Genomic DNA, 14,097 nt, shown 5'->3' on the forward strand with positions numbered 1-14,097 from the left:
TGAAACCTCCATCGGAACGGCTCAATGCGCGCCTGTCGCAGGCTCCTCCAGCGCAAGCGCCTTGTTCGGGCCAGGCACGCTCTTGCGGGCCAACAGCGAGTACATGGTGGGCACCACAAAGATGGTCAGCAATGTGCCCAAACTCATGCCGCCCACAATGACCCAGCCGATTTGCGTGCGGCTTTCAGCGCCAGCCCCTTTGGCCAAGGCCAGGGGCACAGCACCCAACACCATGGCACCCGTGGTCATCAGGATCGGACGCAGACGTTGGCCACTGGCTTTGACCAAGGCCTGCATGGTCTCCACGCCTTGTTCACGCAATTGGTTGGTGAACTCGACAATCAAAATGCCGTGCTTGGTGATCAAACCGACCAAGGTGATCAAGCCAATCTGTGAGTACACATTCAGTGAGCCCCCCGTCCATTTGAGTGCCAGTAAAGCACCGATCATGGACAGCGGCACCGACAACATGATGATGAAAGGGTCGATGAAGCTCTCAAACTGCGCGGCCAGCACCAAAAAGATGAAGAACAGCGCCAACACAAAAACGATCACCAAGGCACCTTGGGAATTGCGAAATTCGCGCGAGGTGCCATTGAGCTCGGTGGTGTATCCCGGCTTGAGCACCTTGGCTGCGGTGGCATCGAGGAACTGGAGGGCCTCACCCAATGAATAGTCCGGCGACAAGTTGGCGGTGATCGACACCGATCGGCGCTGACCAAAGTGGTTCAACTCACGGGGAGAAACACTTTCACGGATTTTCACGAGGGCTGACAACGGAATCATCGCGTCGTTACGTCCCCGGATGTAAATGCTTTCCACATCGTCTGGCGTGTTGCGGCCAGAGGCCTGTGTTTGCACGATCACATCGTACTGCTCGGCATCCCGCTTATAACGGGTGACCACGCGCCCGCCCAGCATGGTCTCCAATGCTTTGGCCACAGCATCCACACCGACCCCCAATTCGGCCGCTTTGGCGCGGTCGACTTCGATGCGCAATTCAGGCTTGTTCAAGCGCAAATCAACATCGGGCGCAACGATGCCGGGGTTCTTGGCAATTTCATCCAGAATTTCGCGCGTCACCGCATTCAAGTTCTGGTAACTGTCCGAAGTTTGGATCACAAAATTGACGGGGCGCTCACGAAAGCCTTGCCCCAACGATGGCGGGGTGATGGCAAACGCGTTCACACCGGGCAAACCATTGAATTTCGGGCCCAACTCACGGGCAATTTCCAGTGTGGTGCGCTGGCGTTTTTCCCAATCAACAGCACGGTAAATGACCGATCCTTGGGCCACTGTGGGGTTACCAATGTTGGCAAAAATGCGGTCAAATTCAGGGTAGGCCTCGCCCATGCGCTCCAACACTTTGGCATATCGGTCGGTGTAATCCAGGGTCGAGCCATCTGGCGCTGTGACGGTGGCCAACAAAGTGCCGCGATCTTCCATCGGGGCCAACTCTTGCTTCATGCTGGGATAAACCAGCGCAATTGCCACGCCACTGCCCACCATGATCAACAGCACCAGCCAACGCGCTTTGCGCAAGACCCAGCTCAACAAGCGCTCATAAGCATCTGACAAAGCCGTCAACAAGCGCTCCATCGTGCGGTCAAACCAGCCCGGGTTGGGGTTGTGCTTGAGCAACTTAGAACTCATCATGGGTGACAGCGTCAAGGCCACAAAGCCAGAGACGATCACAGAGCCGGCCAAGGCCAGCGCAAACTCCGTGAAAAGTTTGCCTGTACGACCGGGCGTAAAGGCCAAAGGCGCGAACACCGCAGCCAAGGTCATGGTCATCGCGACCACCGCAAAGCCAATTTCACGGGAGCCCTTGATGGCAGCCGAAAATGGGTCCAAGCCTTCCTCAATGTGACGGTAAATGTTCTCCAGAACCACGATCGCATCATCCACCACCAGACCAATCGCCAGCACCAGCGCCAGCAGTGTCAAGGTGTTGATGGTGAAACCCGCCAAAGCCATCATGGCAAAGGTGCCAATCAAGCTGACCGGGATGGTGATGATCGGGATGATCGATGCGCGAACGGTACGCAAGAAAACAAAGATCACCAGGGCCACCAAAACCACGGCTTCCACGATGGTCTTGAACACACTCTTGATGGAGCGGTCAATGAACACCGAGTTGTCGTTGGCCACCGTGATGGTGATGCCAGGGGGCAAGTCAGCTTCCAAACGCGGCATCATGTCGCGCACGCCTTTGGACAACTCCAGAGGATTGGCCGTGGCCTGACGAATCACACCTGCAGCTACAGCATGGCGACCGGCCAAACGAACTGCGCTGCGTTCATCGGCTGCAGCCTCTTCCACTTTGGCGACATCCCTGATTTTGACGGGAAAACCATTGACCGTTTTGAGCACGATGTCGGCAAACTGAGCCGGACGCGTGAGGTCGGTTTGCGAGGTCACCGTGAACTCGCGGTTGCTTGACTCAATGCGTCCTGCGGGCAACTCCAGATTGCTGCGTCGGATCGCATCTTCCACATCTTGTGGTGTGAGTTTGTAGCCTGCCAGACGTTCGGGCTCCAACCAGACCCGCATGGCGTATTTGCGTTCACCGTAGATGCGCACATCGGCCACACCCGTGACGGTTTGCAACCGGGGTTTGACCACCCGGTTGATCATGTCGTTGATCTGCAAGGGGTTGAGCGTGTCGCTCGAAAACGCGAGCCAAATCACCGGGAAAGCATCGGCCTCGACCTTGGCAATCACCGGCTCTTCGATGGCTTGAGGCAAGCGGTTGCGCACGCGTGAAGTGCGGTCACGCACTTCGGCGGCAGCCGTGTCAGCGTCTTTTTCGAGTCGAAAACGGACCGTGATCTGCGACTGCTCGGCACGGCTGATGGACGTGATCACATCCACAGCGTCAATCCCAGCAATCGAGTCTTCGAGGGGTTTGGACACTTGCGTCTCAATCACCTCGGCCGAGGCGCCTGGGTATTTGACACTCACAGTGACCGTCGGCTCATCGATCTTGGGATATTCACGCACCGACAAACGGTCAAAACTGACCGCGCCGATCAGCAAGATCAGCAGCGACATGACGACGGCCAGAACGGGCCTGCGGATGGATGTCTCAGCGAGTTGCATCTGCACCTCGCAAGCAAGGGTTGGGGCCACTCAGCGGCTTGGCCGCTGGTGCTGCACGGGCCACATTCGGATTGCCCGTGTTGTTCACCACACCGGCTGGGGACAAACCCGCTGAAGGCGCAGGCGGGACTGCTGCGACTGCAGGCGTTGAAGCGGTGGCAGCAGCACCTGCCACAGGCTTGCCACTGGCTGGACGAGACATGTCCACCACGCGCACGGGCGTACCGTCTTTTTGCAAGCGTTGATGACCGGCGACCACCACGGTGTCATCGAGTTCCAGCCCTTCCAGAATTTCCACTTTGCCAGGTTGGCGCAAACCCACTTTGACAGGCACACGCTGAGATATCAATGTCTCGGGTTTGTCACCGGGAATGACCTTGACCACGAAAGTGCGCCCGCCCTGCGGCACGATGGCTTCTTCAGGAATGACCAAGGCCGAGGGTCGAGAACCAAACACGGCATTGACGCGTGCAAACATGCCAGGGCGCAACTGCTGCTGGCGATTGTCAATGCAGCCACGCACACCCACCGAACGTCCATTGGCATCAATCAATGGATCGACAGCCTGCACCACAGCGGCAAATGAGCGCCCGGGCAAAGCATCCAAGGTCAGCTGTGCGCTCTGACCTGCGCGTACTTTGGCCTGAAAACGCTCAGGCAACCGAAAGTCCACCAGCACAGCATCGATGTCTTCGATGTTGACCACATCGGCGCCATCCTTGAGGTAATCGCCCACGTTGATTTGGCGCAGACCCGTGACGCCATTGAATGGAGCGATGATCTTCAGGCGCTGCAAGGTCGCCTGCGCCAAATCCAATTTGGCCTGGGCGACCTCCAAAGCGGCCGCACTTTCATCGAGCGAACGTTTGCTGATGAAATTTTGAGCCACCAACTCTTGGTTGCGCTTGTGGTTGGCGGCAGCAATCGACATTTCGGCTTTAGCTTGCGAGAGCTGAGCGGCCTGCAGCTGATCATCCAGTTGCACCAGCAGCTGCCCTTTGCTCACGCGCTGGCCATCGTTGAACAGGATTTTGGCCACACGCCCTGCCACTTCCGGGCGGAGCATGACGCCTTGGCGGGACCGCAAACTGCCCACCGACTGGGCTTCATCGACCAAAGTGATCGATGTGACTTTGGCGACCTCCACCGCTGGGGCCCTGGCTGCAGCTGGCGCTGTCGCCGCACTGGGCGGCTGATCACCCGAAGAAGGGCGCTGTGCCCACCAAGCCACACCAGACGCCACACACACACCGATCACTGCGATCAGCACGTACTTCTTTTGATAAGCCATTGCAGAAATCCCGCTACATTGAAGACGCAAACAGTTTCCGAATGTAACAGTCTTGTGCCCGATTCCCGCGAGGGAAAACGACAGGCTTGGCAGCCAAACACCTGTGTTTTCAGGTCTTTACATGAGGTTTACACGCCAAGAGTTCAGCGTTGGAGAACCTTGTCCACCCCTTTATTGGCCAATGCGTCGGCCCTTTCATTACCGGGGTCTCCCGCATGGCCTTTGACCCAGCGCCACTCAATTCGATGTCCCGCACTGGACACCACATGGTCCAACGCTTGCCACAACTCGACGTTTTTGACCGGTTGCTTGGATGCGGTACGCCAGCCTTTGGCTTTCCAGCCGTGGATCCACTCGGTGATGCCTTTGCGAACGTATTCGCTGTCCAAATAAAGCGTGACTTGGCAAGGCCGCTTGAGCGCTTTGAGACCTTCAATCACGGCCGTGAGTTCCATGCGGTTATTGGTGGTACCCAATTCGCCGCCAAAGAGTTCGTGGACATGCTGGCCAGATTGCAGGCGAACGCCCCAGCCTCCAGGACCAGGGTTGCCCTTGCAAGCCCCATCGGTATGGATAACAACGTGATTCAAGAGATATCTTTCGAGGCCGTCCGGCCGCTGATAGGAGAGTCTGATCTGGCCAAGGGCACAGCAGTTGCAGCGGGCGATCGTACAGTGCGCCAGCGACGACCGTCGAGCCAACGGCTACCGGACACCCGCTTGGTGGCCACAATCAAATAAACACCACCCAAAATCGGCCACCACCGCGGCCCTAATGCATCCAACCGGTCGAGTCGCCGCATCCAGCGTTCACTGGCCAAAGCCGGTGGCCAACCCATGAAGCGGCTGACCTGAACTTCAAATCCAAGCAAACGCAGCCAATCCCTTAAACGCCGGTAGCCAATCAGATGCGACTCAAAACTGCCCAGGTCACCCGTTTTACGCTGCGCTCGCTCATATTGCCACCCCCAAAAGCTCACGGGGTTCAAACCAGTAATGAGGACTTGGCCCTCCGGGATCAGGACCCGCTCTACTTCGCGCAAACAAGCGTGCGGATCGGCCGATCTTTCCAGCGCATGCGGCAAAACGACCAAATCCAGGCTATCGGCAGACCAAGGCCATGCCCGGCTGTCAAAACCCACATGCGGGTGCATCGGTGCATCGGCCCCGCTTGTGTTTGTATTGACTGAGGACTCGGCTTCAAATTCAGTCTGTGCCAACCAACGGTGCGGCATGCGGTTGCTTCGTAAACTGTGCAAATCTGGCCAGCCCAATTGCAAGGCGTGGTACCCAAAGACATCGGACAGCAGTTCGTCGGCTTGGGTCTGTTCCCAAGCCAGCAAGCGTCCAGCCACGGGCTGACCCAAATGGCCCAGCCAAGACGAGGCTGAATACTTACTTTCTATAATCGGGGACTCCATGAAACTCATCCCTTTGCCCGCATTCACAGACAACTACATTTGGTTGTTGCACGATGACCATCATGCCCTGGTGGTCGACCCCGGCGACAGTGCCGTGGTGTTGACTTGGCTGGCAGAAAATCCCGGGATCAAACTGGACACCATTCTAGTCACGCATCACCATGCCGATCACACGTCAGGGCTGATCGAGCTGACAGAAAAAACACAAGCTCAAGTGCATGGACCCGCCATGGAAATCATGCCACGGCCAGTCCATGGTGTTCAAGATGGGGATGAAATTGACTGGCATGGCCTTCGTCTGCAAGTGATCGATGTCCCCGGCCATACGGCAGGGCATATCGCTTTTTGGACCCAACAGGCAAACCAAGCGCCCCTGCTGTTTTGCGGTGACACCTTGTTCTCCGGTGGCTGTGGTCGCTTGTTTGAAGGCACGCCTGCACAGATGCTCAAGTCTCTTGACCGCTTGGCAGGTTTACCCGGCAACACACTTGTCTGTCCGGCGCACGAATACACCTTGTCCAACTTGAAATTCGCATTGGCGGTTGACCCTGATAATGCGGCACTGCAGACTTACTTTGATGCCTGCACACAGATGCGCCAAGAAGGCCTGCCCACTTTACCCGTGAGCCTGTCTACCGAGTTGGCAATCAATCCTTTTTTGCGAAGCCGCAGCCGTGCCGTGGCTGCCGCAGTTCAGCAACGCCAAGCATGGGCTGTGGACGATGTCTCCACCTTTGCCGCATTGCGTGCATGGAAAAACGAATTCAAATGAACCTGATTTTTCAGATGTGGTTTTCAAGCCGTCCTGCCGTTTTGGCGGTGACAGCAGGTTTTTGCCTGTTTCTCACCGGTTGCGCAAGTACTGCGCCAAACGCTGAATCGCCACCAGCGCCCGTGCAGGCTCCCGTGGTCAAGCCCAAGCCCGCCCAGACCGTGCAGGTCACCAGCAATGACACCTCTGTCTCACTCAAGCCCCGAGCCAACCTGGGCCTGACCCCCGTGACAGACATCTGGGAGCGCATTCGCCGAGGCTTTGCCATGCCAGACCTCGACGATGAGTTCGTGCGCAATCGAGAGCAGTGGTACGCCAGTCGGCCAGACTACATCTTGCGCATGACCGAACGTTCACGGCCATACCTCTTTCACATTGTTGAAGAGCTTGAGCGCCGCAATATGCCCACAGAGCTCGCTTTGCTGCCGTTCATCGAATCGGCCTTCAACCCGAACGCTGTGTCTTCAGCCAAAGCCGCGGGCATGTGGCAATTCATGCCGGCCACTGGCAAGTATTTCGACTTGAAACAAAATCTCTTTCGCGACGAACGCCGTGACGTGCTTGAATCTACTCGGGCCGCACTGGATTACCTGCAAAAACTCTACGGCATGTTTGGCGACTGGCACCTCGCTCTGGCTGCCTACAACTGGGGCGAGGGCAGTGTCGGTCGTGCTTTGGCTCGCAACAAAGCGCAAGGCAAGCCCCTCACCTACAGCGACTTGAACATGCCCAACGAGACGCGCTATTACGTCCCCAAGTTGCAAGCCGTCAAAAACATCGTGGCGCAACCTGAAGCGTTCAACACCCAATTGCCATTGATCCAGAATCACCCCTTCTTCAAGAGCGTGCAAATCGACCGCGACATTGACGTGACCGTCGCAGCACGACTGGCGGGCATCAGTGTTGAGGACTTCAAAACATTGAATCCTTCGATGAACCGCCCTGTGATACTTGCTGCAGGGACACCCCAGGTCTTGCTGCCTTGGGACAACGCCACAAGCTTTGAAATCAACTTGCAAAACCATGCCAACCAACGATTGGCCACTTGGACCGCTTGGCAAGCACCCCGCACGATGAAGGCGGACGAAGCGGCAAACTTGGTGAACATGCCCACAGATCTGCTTCGCTCCGCCAATGGCATTCCGCCCAACATGATGGTCAAAGCTGGATCGACCTTGCTGGTCCACCGCAAAGGACAACTGGACAACGATGTGACCGAACACACAGCCGACAACGCCCAGTTGGCCTTCGCACCAGAAATTGTCTTGCGCCGCATCATGGTCAGCGCCCGCAAAGGCGACTCACTGGCCAGCCTGGCAGCCCGACATGGTGTGAGCGCAGCAAGCATGGCCACTTGGAACAAGCTCAAACCCAATGCCCATTTGAACGCCGGCCAAAGTTTGGCGGTTTTGGTGCCCACATCCCAATCACCACGGCTGAGCGCCAAAGCCGCAACGCACAAGAGAACAGGGTCTGCGCCCGTGGCACGTCGACCCGCACCCAAGCTCGCCAAACGCTGAAGCAAAGCTCAAACGGCAAATCGGAGTTTTGATTTGCCTGCAAAATTGTTGGTGTAAAGACGCTCAAGTGATTGCCGACTCATCGGACCATAGCCCGTTAAACGGGCATGGGCCTGCCACGCGTTGAGTACAGGCTCGGCGTCGAACAAACCATCCATGGCGTACGATTCGCGCAGCTTCTCAAAAGCACCCAAGTACAGCGCTCGGTCACCCATCCAGTACGCTGGAGGAACATGTTTCAAAATGTCCGTCAAGCCAGCCGTCTGAAGCCATTTGAGTGCGTGGATCACCGCATCGCTCAAGGCCTGAGCCACTTCTGGCTGGCGTTGCAAAAATTCAGTCCGTGTGAACAAGCATGCGCCAGGCACATCCCTCGTCATCACCTTGCGCGTTGAAGTCATGGACCGAGCATCCCCCAATATGCGGATTTCGTTTTTTTGCTCAAGGCCATGCATCATAGGATCGGGGTTGCACAAGGCATCAATCGTGCCGTTGCGCAAGGCCTCTGAAACGCTGGCGGAAGTCCCGACTTCCACGAAAGTCACATCTTCGGGCAGCAAGCCGTGCTGCAACAACCATTGGCAAGACATCCAGTGGGTAGACGAGTCGAGGGCAGAAACGCCAATGCGGGCCCCCTTGAGTTCCATCACCGACCGCATGGCGGCGCCTTTGCGAATGGACACACCCAGCGCAATCTGAGGCGCGCGCCCCAACTGCACAAACCCTTGGTAACCCAGTCCTTTTTGCTGAAGGCCAAACAAATGCTCAAACGCGCCGGCTACAACATCGGCTTGGCCGTTGATGACGCTGCCCAAGGCTTTGCCGCCCCCCTCTTGAGAGACCCACTCCACGACCAAGCCCGCTTGCCGAAAATACCCGAGTTGCTCGGCCAGCGTCAAAGGCAAATGGTAGAGGCTTTGCCTTGCTGCCAATGAGATTTTGACCCGCAAGTTGGCGCGTGGGGCCTCCGCTGCTGACAACGCGCCACTGGCCAGCGACCCCAAGGATGCCAGCATGAATAAACGTCGTGGACGGATCAACCGCGACAAATTTGCACTCCCATTGAAACGACCGATGATTCGATGTTCAGAGCTTAAATGCGCAGATATAAGTTCGCATCAGGATCAATCCTGAGCGGGTTTTCACGTAATGGATTGCAAGTATTGGAAAGGGTCGTTTGCCGAGCGCCTGGCACCATTCACGTGGTTGCCAACTCAGCGCCTGTCGACCAGTGCATGCGCGATGGTGCCCAAATCGACATATTCCAGTTCACTGCCCGCAGGCACGCCACGTGCGAGCCGGGTCACCTTGATGCCCTGCTGGCGAATCATCTCTGAGATGACATGTGCCGTCGCCTCACCTTCGGCCGTGAAATTGGTGGCCAAAATCACTTCCCGCACCAGACCATCACCCACTCTTTTTTTGAGTTTGGCCAAACCAATATCGTGTGGACCAATCCCATCGAGGGGACTGAGTTTGCCCATCAACACAAAATACAAACCGCGGTATGTGTCCGTTCGCTCGATCGCAGACTGGTCTGCAGGCGTTTCGATCACACACAACTGACTGCGCTCGCGCGTCGCATCCTGGCACGTGTCGCAAAGCTCTGCTTCGGTGAAAGTGTGGCAACACGCACAGTGCCGGACGTTGTCCACTGCATTTTGCAAAGCGACTGCCAATTGACGCGCTGTAGCCCTGTCGTTTTGCAGCAATTGAAATGCCATGCGCTGTGCGGATTTGATGCCCACACCCGGCAAGCCCTTGAGGGCTTGAACCAAAGTGGCGAGTGCGTGGGTATCAGCCATGAACAGCAGCGCTTTCGATGAACGGTCAGAAAGGCAGTTTCATGCCCGGTGGCAATCCAGCCGTCAGCTTGCCCATTTTTTGCTGGGACACTTCTTCGGCGTGACGCACCGCATCGTTGAATGCAGCGGCCACCAAGTCTTCCAGCATGTCCTTGTCATCGGCCAGCAGACTCGGGTCAATGGTCACGCGGCGCACATTGTGCTTGCAGGTCATCAAGACCTTGACCATGCCCGAACCGGACTGGCCTTCGACTTCCACATTGGCCAATTCATCTTGGGCTTTTTTCAAGTTGTCTTGCATGGCTTGCGCTTGTTTCATCAAGCCAGCGAGTTGTCCTTTGTTGAACATGGAATTTCCTTCAATTTCAGTTGTTTCAGTGAGAAGAGGTCAGATCACCTGCAAGCTGCCGGGCACAATGCGCGCGCCGAAATCCCGCACCATGGTCTGCACCAGCGGATCGTTTTCAATCAATTCCTGAGCGGCCACCATCTTGGCGGCAGCAGCGACAGCCAAGCGCTTGGCTGGACAGTCGAGCACAGGACCGAGCTCGATTTGCAAGCGCACTTGACCATGCCCTGCTGCGGCCAAAGCCATTTGCAAGCGTTCACGGCTGGCCGGGTGGTTCAAGGATTCACGCTCAATGCGCAGCATCCACTGGTCAACATCACGCGCCACCAGTTGCGACTGCAAAGCCAATTCGCGCACCAGTGCTGTGATGGCTTCTTGCGCCAACAAGCCCTGCACCACGCCAAACCAGACATCGCCTTCTGCGGTGGTCTGCAAGGGTGTGGTGGGCGCAGTCTTGGGCACATCCACACGCACAGAGTCAGAGGCTTCACGCACAGGCAAAGAACGCAAACCCGACTCGACTGGCACAGACGGAGGCAAGGACGCCACAAACGCATCTGCGGCATCGTCGCCGAAATAATCGGAGGCGTCAGGCAGATCCTCCCAAGGTGGCGGCTCAGACACCGGCGCCATTGGAGGCGCTGCCGAAGGCGCAGCACTGGGCGCAATCGCTGCTTGTGACGCTGCTTGTGACGCTGCTTGTGACGCGGATGGTGGAGCTGGTGGAGACTGCGGGGCTGGTGCTGGCCTGGGCGCGACCACCGCAGGCGAAGGCGCTAAAGATGGCTGCGCAGGTGTGGCCGGGACTTCAGTTACTGGGCTACGGCTGATTCGCGGACTTTTTTTTTCAGCCGATCCTGCTGTTGGTTTGAACGCCAACAAGCGCAGCAAAACCATGGTCAAAGCAGCATACTCATCAGGCGCCAAACCCAACTCGGGACGCCCATGCAGGCACAAGCTGTAAAGCAGCTGTGTTTCCTCTGCGGGCATGGCGTGGGCCAAATCGGCCAAACCCTGGGTATCGGGATCATCGCCGTCTTGCGCCATGCCTGGCACCATCTGCATCACGGCCATGCGTTGCAACAGCATCGCCATGTCTTCCAGCGTGGCCGCAGCAGATACACCTTGCAGACGCAAAGCATTGACCTGCCCGACCACGGTCGCACCATCGCCTTCGGCCAAAGCACCGATGAGCTGCAACACATGGGTGCGGTCCACACTGCCCAGCATTTGACGCACGCCCGCTTCTTGCAGTTGGCCGTTGCCGAAAGCGATGGCCTGATCGGTCAAGCTCAAGGCATCACGCATCGAACCCCGTGCGGCCCGAGACAACAAGCGAAGTGCTTGCGGTTCAGCACTCAATTGTTCGGTGGCCAGCACGCGTGTCAGGTGTTCAAAAACGGTCTCTGGCGCCATCGGACGCAGATTGAACTGCAGGCAACGCGAGAGCACCGTGACGGGCACCTTTTGCGGATCGGTCGTTGCCAAGACAAATTTCAGATATTCAGGGGGCTCTTCCAGCGTCTTCAACATCGCATTGAAAGCGGTGTTGGTGAGCATGTGCACTTCGTCGATCATGAAGACCTTGAAACGCCCCTGCACAGGCTTGTAAACCGCTTGCTCCAGCAGGCTTTGCACCTCGTCAACGCCGCGATTGGACGCGGCATCCAGCTCGGTGTAATCGACAAAACGACCGGCATCGATGTCACGGCAAGCCTGGCAAACGCCACACGGCTCAGCGGTGATGCCGCCTTGCCCGTCTGCACCTTGGCAATTGAGCGATTTGGCCAAGATCCGGGACACCGTGGTCTTGCCCACGCCCCGCGTGCCCGTGAACAAATACGCATGGTGCAAACGCTGTTGCACCAAGGCATTGGTCAAGGCCTGAACCACGTGCTCCTGCCCCACCATTTCGGTGAAATTGCGAGGGCGGTATTTGCGCGCGAGAACAAGGTAAGACATGCTTCTGATTCTATCGGGCCGCAAAGCCATTCCGGGAAATGCAGCCATCAAAGCCCCAAGTCCTGCGCATAAAAAGGGAAAAAGTATGGCCAGGCACAGAAAGCCTCCTAAGCTCGCCTACAATTAAAGGCGACGGGCCTTCCCGCATGGTGAAGCGGCCAACCGGGTCAGGTGGGGAACCAAGCAGCCCTAACTGTGGAGCCAGTGCCGGGGTCAAGGCTCGTCAACTTCTTGCGTTAAAGTGAATTAGATCAACAGGTTACCGTGAATTCGGACCTGAACTCTGTTCATTTGTATCACTCAACTGTGTCACCTTGTATCTAACAGGAAGGTCACATGGCACAGTTAACCGGTCTTTTCGAACGTGGGGGCGCTTACTACCTCCGAGTCGTTCTTCCTCTTCACCACCCTCTCTTAGACCGCTACAAAAGCGGCAAAGTAGTCAGTTCTCTTGGCCGTTGTAGCCATCGTGAAGCCATACGCTTGGGGATGATCAAACGAGCTGAGATTCTTTGGGGCGAATTACGCCATCCGAAAAGAATAGACATAGCGACAGACGTCAAGCACCATCAAAGAGCAACGCCCAATACAGTAAAACTTGTGTTGCTTCGTGATGTGTACGACCTCTGGGTTAAAGCAAGCCGTAGAACTGCAGATTCAATTGCTGCCTGCAATCGTGCAGTGAAGCTCTTTGAGCAGTACACACACAACCCACCATTGAACCAAGTGACTCGAAGCTTGGGGAATGAATTTCGCTCATTTGACCTGCCCCCATTGAGCCATACCAAACCGATGGAACTGAGTCCGCTAATTTTGGAGAATGGCGGATATGAAGACCACACGATTTACCGACGAACAGATCATCGGATTCCTCAAGCAAGCTGAAGCGGGCATGGCCATCAAGGACATTTGCCGCTCTGGCGGCTTTAGCCAGCCGACCTTTTACAAATGGCGCTCGCGCTTTGGCGGCATGGAGGCCTCCGATGCGGCCAAGCTGCGCGACCTGGAAGCGGAGAACAACAAGCTCAAGAAACTGCTGGCCGAGGCGCATCTGGACATCCACGCCCTCAAAAGCGTCTTCGGCGTAAAGCGCTAGCCCCGCAGGTCAAACGCGAGGCCATCACCCAGATGATCCAGACCCATCTTCTGTCTGAGCGCCATGCGTGCTGCCTTGTGGGGCTAAGCCGTGACAGCTTTCGCCACCCGCCTAAGCGTGATGCGCTGACGCAGGCCCTGGGCGAACGCATCGTGGACATTGCCCACGTACGCCGCAGATTTGGCTACCGCCGTATCCACGATCTGCTGCGCCCGGAGTTTCCGGGCGTCAACCACAAGCGGATCTACCGCTTGTACAAAGATGCCAACTTGGCCGTGAGAAGGCGCAAGAAGGCCAAGCGCCCACCGTGTGAGCGGGTGCCCTTGCAACTGGCGCAAAAGGTCAACGATGTTTGGAGCATGGATTTCGTCTCGGACATCTCTTGAAGTTCGATGCAGGATACCGCCGTCAAGCAGGGCATAGAAATTGAAGCCTTCCGCTTGGGCTGACAAACCCGCGCTGCCGAGCAAACACACGAGCAATGATTTTTGAAACACAGTTTTCATGAGACCTCCAGGTGGATGACAAAGGAATGCAAATCGCATCCATTGCTGCACCGCAACAAACATGCCAAGGTCTCAGACCATTCATTGCACCGTGAAAGGTCTTTTTCGGCAAATTGCGCACACCGAAAGTGCGCAAAAAACCAAAATTACGGAAATCAAGTGTGCTTCATCAAAAACTTGGGGCATTCCCGTTGGAGTCATTCAACAGAACAAATGCCCCGCAACAAGGCACGCCAACCTGCCCCAGGCACTTGATAGGACTCAGAAAAAGAAA

At 56.7% G+C, this 14,097-nt stretch carries 11 protein-coding genes, 1 other RNA gene and 1 pseudogene; 5 read left to right on the forward strand and 8 right to left on the reverse strand.

Going from position 1 to position 14,097, the window contains the following annotated elements; all coding sequences use genetic code 11:
- Positions 1-21: 21 nt before the first annotated feature.
- From Q1W40_RS12235 to Q1W40_RS12250, 4 genes are all read right to left on the reverse strand, one after another.
- The gene (locus Q1W40_RS12235) at positions 22-3,102 is read right to left on the reverse strand and encodes an efflux RND transporter permease subunit (RefSeq protein ID WP_300712411.1); all 3,081 of its coding nucleotides are present in this window, start codon (positions 3,100-3,102) and stop codon (positions 22-24) included.
- Positions 3,089-4,393 (reverse strand): efflux RND transporter periplasmic adaptor subunit, encoded by a 1,305-nt coding sequence (locus tag Q1W40_RS12240; protein ID WP_300712414.1) that lies wholly within the window; start codon positions 4,391-4,393, stop codon positions 3,089-3,091. The genes Q1W40_RS12235 and Q1W40_RS12240 overlap by 14 nt, the downstream gene beginning before the upstream one ends.
- A gap of 143 nt (positions 4,394-4,536) precedes the next feature.
- The gene (gene rnhA / locus Q1W40_RS12245) at positions 4,537-4,983 is read right to left on the reverse strand and encodes a ribonuclease HI (protein WP_300712417.1); all 447 of its coding nucleotides are present in this window, start codon (positions 4,981-4,983) and stop codon (positions 4,537-4,539) included.
- Positions 4,980-5,735, reverse strand: coding sequence for a methyltransferase domain-containing protein (locus Q1W40_RS12250; protein WP_300712420.1), 756 nt, complete (start codon positions 5,733-5,735; stop codon positions 4,980-4,982). Before Q1W40_RS12250 ends, rnhA begins: the two co-directional genes overlap by 4 nt.
- Positions 5,736-5,811: 76 nt before the next feature.
- Between Q1W40_RS12250 and gloB the strand changes: the two genes are divergently transcribed.
- Together gloB and Q1W40_RS12260 are read left to right on the forward strand one after the other, a co-directional pair.
- A complete protein-coding gene (gloB, locus tag Q1W40_RS12255) occupies positions 5,812-6,585 on the forward strand; it encodes a hydroxyacylglutathione hydrolase (RefSeq protein WP_300712423.1) in 774 nt (257 codons plus the stop codon).
- Positions 6,582-8,105 (forward strand): transglycosylase SLT domain-containing protein, encoded by a 1,524-nt coding sequence (locus Q1W40_RS12260; protein WP_300712426.1) that lies wholly within the window; start codon positions 6,582-6,584, stop codon positions 8,103-8,105. Before gloB ends, Q1W40_RS12260 begins: the two co-directional genes overlap by 4 nt.
- A gap of 8 nt (positions 8,106-8,113) precedes the next feature.
- Here the strand turns inward: Q1W40_RS12260 and Q1W40_RS12265 are convergent, their stop codons facing one another.
- The 4 genes from Q1W40_RS12265 to dnaX form a co-directional block, all read right to left on the reverse strand.
- Positions 8,114-9,121: an ABC transporter substrate-binding protein gene (locus tag Q1W40_RS12265; protein ID WP_300712429.1), complete on the reverse strand. Its 1,008-nt coding sequence runs from the start codon at positions 9,119-9,121 to the stop codon at positions 8,114-8,116.
- A gap of 198 nt (positions 9,122-9,319) precedes the next feature.
- Positions 9,320-9,910 (reverse strand): recombination mediator RecR, encoded by a 591-nt coding sequence (recR, locus tag Q1W40_RS12270; protein WP_108325125.1) that lies wholly within the window; start codon positions 9,908-9,910, stop codon positions 9,320-9,322.
- A gap of 25 nt (positions 9,911-9,935) precedes the next feature.
- Positions 9,936-10,259 carry a YbaB/EbfC family nucleoid-associated protein gene (locus Q1W40_RS12275; RefSeq protein WP_300712434.1) on the reverse strand — a complete coding sequence of 108 codons (324 nt, stop codon included), beginning with the start codon at positions 10,257-10,259 and terminating at the stop codon, positions 9,936-9,938.
- Positions 10,260-10,298: 39 nt separating this feature from the next.
- Positions 10,299-12,221 carry a DNA polymerase III subunit gamma/tau gene (gene dnaX / locus Q1W40_RS12280; protein ID WP_300712437.1) on the reverse strand — a complete coding sequence of 641 codons (1,923 nt, stop codon included), beginning with the start codon at positions 12,219-12,221 and terminating at the stop codon, positions 10,299-10,301.
- A 131-nt stretch (positions 12,222-12,352) separates the two neighbouring features.
- Here dnaX and ffs point away from each other — a divergent pair.
- The 3 genes and pseudogenes from ffs to Q1W40_RS12295 all read left to right on the forward strand — a co-directional run.
- Positions 12,353-12,449, forward strand: an RNA gene (gene ffs, locus Q1W40_RS12285) — signal recognition particle sRNA small type.
- A 108-nt stretch (positions 12,450-12,557) separates the two neighbouring features.
- The gene (locus Q1W40_RS12290) at positions 12,558-13,106 is read left to right on the forward strand and encodes a hypothetical protein (protein ID WP_300712440.1); all 549 of its coding nucleotides are present in this window, start codon (positions 12,558-12,560) and stop codon (positions 13,104-13,106) included.
- Positions 13,051-13,694: pseudogene (locus Q1W40_RS12295) on the forward strand (transposase); the annotation flags it as partial. The gene Q1W40_RS12290 and the pseudogene Q1W40_RS12295, both read left to right, overlap by 56 nt.
- Between the last annotated feature and the right edge of the window lie 403 nt (positions 13,695-14,097).

It is taken from the genome of Limnohabitans sp., assembly GCF_030158565.1.
GTDB lineage: Bacteria > Pseudomonadota > Gammaproteobacteria > Burkholderiales > Burkholderiaceae_C > Limnohabitans_A.

Coding starts and splice junctions, on each gene's coding strand:
- dnaX (WP_300712437.1), bottom strand. CDS start 12,221: ATGTCTTACCTTGTTCTCGCGCGCAAATACCGCCCTCGCAATTTCACC.
- Q1W40_RS12290 (WP_300712440.1), top strand. CDS start 12,558: ATGGCACAGTTAACCGGTCTTTTCGAACGTGGGGGCGCTTACTACCTC.
- recR (WP_108325125.1), bottom strand. CDS start 9,910: ATGGCTGATACCCACGCACTCGCCACTTTGGTTCAAGCCCTCAAGGGC.
- Q1W40_RS12260 (WP_300712426.1), top strand. CDS start 6,582: ATGAACCTGATTTTTCAGATGTGGTTTTCAAGCCGTCCTGCCGTTTTG.
- gloB (WP_300712423.1), top strand. CDS start 5,812: ATGAAACTCATCCCTTTGCCCGCATTCACAGACAACTACATTTGGTTG.
- Q1W40_RS12240 (WP_300712414.1), bottom strand. CDS start 4,393: ATGGCTTATCAAAAGAAGTACGTGCTGATCGCAGTGATCGGTGTGTGT.
- Q1W40_RS12235 (WP_300712411.1), bottom strand. CDS start 3,102: ATGCAACTCGCTGAGACATCCATCCGCAGGCCCGTTCTGGCCGTCGTC.
- Q1W40_RS12265 (WP_300712429.1), bottom strand. CDS start 9,121: ATGCTGGCATCCTTGGGGTCGCTGGCCAGTGGCGCGTTGTCAGCAGCG.
- Q1W40_RS12275 (WP_300712434.1), bottom strand. CDS start 10,259: ATGTTCAACAAAGGACAACTCGCTGGCTTGATGAAACAAGCGCAAGCC.